This is a genomic window from Arcicella sp. GW458-12-2-14-TSB2 (assembly GCF_059423785.1).
On record NZ_JBWKYN010000306.1, the window covers coordinates 1 to 3,130 of the forward strand.

At 33.8% G+C, this 3,130-nt stretch carries 3 protein-coding genes; 1 reads left to right on the top strand and 2 read right to left on the bottom strand.

Annotated elements, in window-relative coordinates:
* Positions 1 to 66: 66 nt before the first annotated feature.
* A complete protein-coding gene (locus AC07XN_RS23915; RefSeq protein WP_494744876.1) occupies positions 67 to 993 on the bottom strand; it encodes an SH3 domain-containing protein in 927 nt (308 codons plus the stop codon).
* Positions 994 to 1,021: 28 nt separating this feature from the next.
* On the bottom strand, positions 1,022 to 1,474 hold the full coding sequence (locus AC07XN_RS23920; RefSeq protein ID WP_494744877.1) for a hypothetical protein: 453 nt from the start codon (positions 1,472 to 1,474) through the stop codon (positions 1,022 to 1,024).
* 283 nt (positions 1,475 to 1,757) lie between these two features.
* Here AC07XN_RS23920 and AC07XN_RS23925 point away from each other — a divergent pair, with 283 nt between their 5' ends.
* Positions 1,758 to 2,933: a hypothetical protein gene (locus AC07XN_RS23925; protein WP_494744878.1), complete on the top strand. Its 1,176-nt coding sequence runs from the start codon at positions 1,758 to 1,760 to the stop codon at positions 2,931 to 2,933.
* The last annotated feature ends 197 nt before the right edge of the window (positions 2,934 to 3,130 follow it).

The window sequence follows — 3,130 nt, forward strand, 5'->3', positions numbered from 1 at the left end:
ATCAATGAAATTTAGAATATTTCATTGATTGTTTCCCATTCAATATTTTTTTGATAGTAAAGTATTTTAAGAATGGTACCAAAAGCCCACTTCTCTGAATGTATTTGGTTTAGTCCACCATTGGTTAGAATTATTAAATAATTTTTTGTTACTAACACCTGCCTGCGTTTGTAATGGCTCAATAATAACATTTGAACTTTTTCTAGCAGAAAAACTATCTGTTTCGGGAACCACTACTACAATATGTCCTGATCTATTAGTATCTAAGCGCTTGGCACAAATAATACTAATACTCCCTTGATTAGCTTTATCTTGGAGCTCTGTTAAATCAAAGGTTCTTTGCCATCCGTAATCATCACCCCATTCATTTAGCCAATCAAATAAGTCATTTGCGCGTAATTCTAATACTGTTTTACCATAAACTATGCCTACTTGGTTATTTTGTTGAATACTAATCAGTGCTTTATCTGTCCACCAAACTCGAGGTAAATATACCTTAGATAAAAAACAGATATCATAAGCATATATATTGCAATAAGTAGTTTTTCCCTGATTAACTGGTAAATATCTTTTGCTCTTATCAACAGACAAAAAATCAAGTATTAGATATATTTCTTTAACTTTTAATTCTGAGGACTCTCCACTTCGAATAGGCATATTTGGTTCACCTAAAGGGCAGTGCCTAGAATCAACCGAATTTCGATTAGAGGTTGCATTACTCTGAAAATGTACTTCTGGAGGAGTAATAAAACTAGATTCTGTTAATGGAATATTTTCTTCTGACACGAGTTCTAAAAGAGATGCAAAGACATAACCTAAAATTTGTTTTTTATTTTTAGTAAATGTTACTTTAAACCATAAAATATTAGCATTATCTATTAAAGTAACTATTTCATTTTGATTTAATGTAGTAATGATATTGTCGTTGTTTTCTTTAAAAGGAGAACTACGAACATTTACTACATTGTTGAGAATTCTATAACGTGATGCCATTTTTTCGTTATTTTTTTGCGTTTAACAACTACCCTGCAAATGTCTGATTAAGGTCTAAAGTCAGGTTGTTATCATAAGTATTTTGATTTTGGGATGCGGAATTATTATTGACATTAGGTGAGCTAATAGGCTTGTCAGTCAAGTAGTTTTTCAAAAAACCTTCAATAAAATCAACGCCAGAATACCCTGCTGCAATCAAGGTCAAAATTATTTCCTGATCCCATTTTGGAGATGATGTAAACCCTTTGTCAAAAAAAGGTATAGTAGCTAATGTACCTGCTATGAAGCCAAGTAGTAATGTAAAAACAAATCTACTCGTGTTGAAAGCATAAGTAGGCAATGAAGGGTCTGCATTTGTTTCTGCAAGCTTTTTTAGACCTATTACTGATCGGACTCCTTGTCCAATCATTCCTAAAATGCCACCAAGAATAAGCGCATTGATGATTTCGGAAGTTGGTAATGGTAATATTGCTAGTAACATAGTTTTTGGGGTTTAATTGTTATTGTTTTTTCAATGATTTTACTATTTAAATTCAAGATAATGCTAGGAAATAGTTATACTTACTGTAACCAAAAATAGGGAACATAAATATTTTTGAAGAAAAAATGCTTCAATTTCAAATGAAAAACTTATTATTCGGAAAGAAACCTTAAAGGCACTATTGTATTATTATTATGGTAATAACCCATCCCCCAAAAAAGACTTCAATCATCTCATAACAAAATCCTCTATCTTTGAAAAAAAATAATTCAACCGAACAACAATGACCATTTTAGAAGTAGCTAATCATAAACATCTCCAACAAGAATTTCTTTTATTACCCGTTCGCTTGTATGAGTATGATAAAAATTGGATTCGTCCACTCGACCAAGACATTGAAAATACATTTAATCCTGAGAAAAATAAATACTTTAAGCATGGAGAAGCCATCAGATGGATTTTGCAGGATGCCTCAGGTAAAACCATCGGTAGAGTAGCCGCTTTTATTAATCAGGAAACTGCGAACAAAGAAGAACAACCGACAGGAGGGATGGGTTTTTTTGAATGTATTGAGGATGAATCTGCCGCTTTTTTGTTATTTGATACGTGTAAAAATTGGTTAGCTGGCAAAGGCATGGAGGCAATGGATGGACCAATTAATTTTGGAGAAAGAGATTCTTTTTGGGGATTGATGACCAAAGGATGGCAATTTGAGCCTACTTATAAAATGCCTTGGACAAAGGCCTATTATATTCAGTTTTTTGAAAAATATGGTTTTAAAGACTATTTCCAACAATATGTATATGTCACGCCGATTCGTGCGGCTACGGTTGCTCCAACGGTAGAGGAAAAAGCTAGGCGTATTTATGAGAACCCTGATTATACTTTCCGTCATATCGAAAAGAGTAAATTAGCAAAATACGGAGAAGATTTCAGGACAATCTTTAATGAAGGCTGGGCAAAATTCCCGGGTGTAAAAGCCATGACGGAAGAGCAAGCGAGCAACCTTGTAAAACAAATGAAGCCTATCATCGACGAGGAACTAACGTGGTTTGCTTATGCTGGGGAACGCCCAATTGCTTTCTTTATTGTGATTCCAGATATTAACCAAATTGTAAAACATCTTAATGGAAAGTTTGGCGTATGGGAAAAAGCGAAGTTTATGCTTTTGCTAATGCGTGGTGTGATTACCCGTACATGTGGCGTAATTTTTGGCGTAGTACCCGACTATCAAGGTAAAGGAGTTGAGTCGGCAATTGCTTTGCGTTTCCGTCAGGCTGGTAGAGATAACCCGCATTATCAGTATGAAACGATTGATATGAATTGGGTAGGAGATTTTAATCCTAAAATGAATCGTTTTGTTTCGCAACTAGGAACAACCAGAGATAAAGAATACATTACTTATCGTTACCTATTCGACAGAACAAAAGAATTTAAACGATGCCCGAGAGTGGGGTAGATTTAATTGTGAATGAGTGAGTTGTGATTTAGTGATTTTCTTTAGTTGTGAATTGTGATTTAGTGATTGGGTGATTAAAATAAACTTTTAGATTTTTTGAAAAATATGAATTTTTAAGGAACTATCTATAGAAGATTCTAATTTTCCTTAACTCACAACTCACAACTCACAACTCACAACTCACAACTCACAACTCA

Bases quoted from the DNA above. Each gene is read 5' to 3' on its own strand.
- AC07XN_RS23915 (WP_494744876.1), bottom strand. From the start codon at position 993: ATGGCATCACGTTATAGAATTCTCAACAATGTAGTAAATGTTCGTAGT.
- AC07XN_RS23920 (WP_494744877.1), bottom strand. From the start codon at position 1,474: ATGTTACTAGCAATATTACCATTACCAACTTCCGAAATCATCAATGCG.
- AC07XN_RS23925 (WP_494744878.1), top strand. From the start codon at position 1,758: ATGACCATTTTAGAAGTAGCTAATCATAAACATCTCCAACAAGAATTT.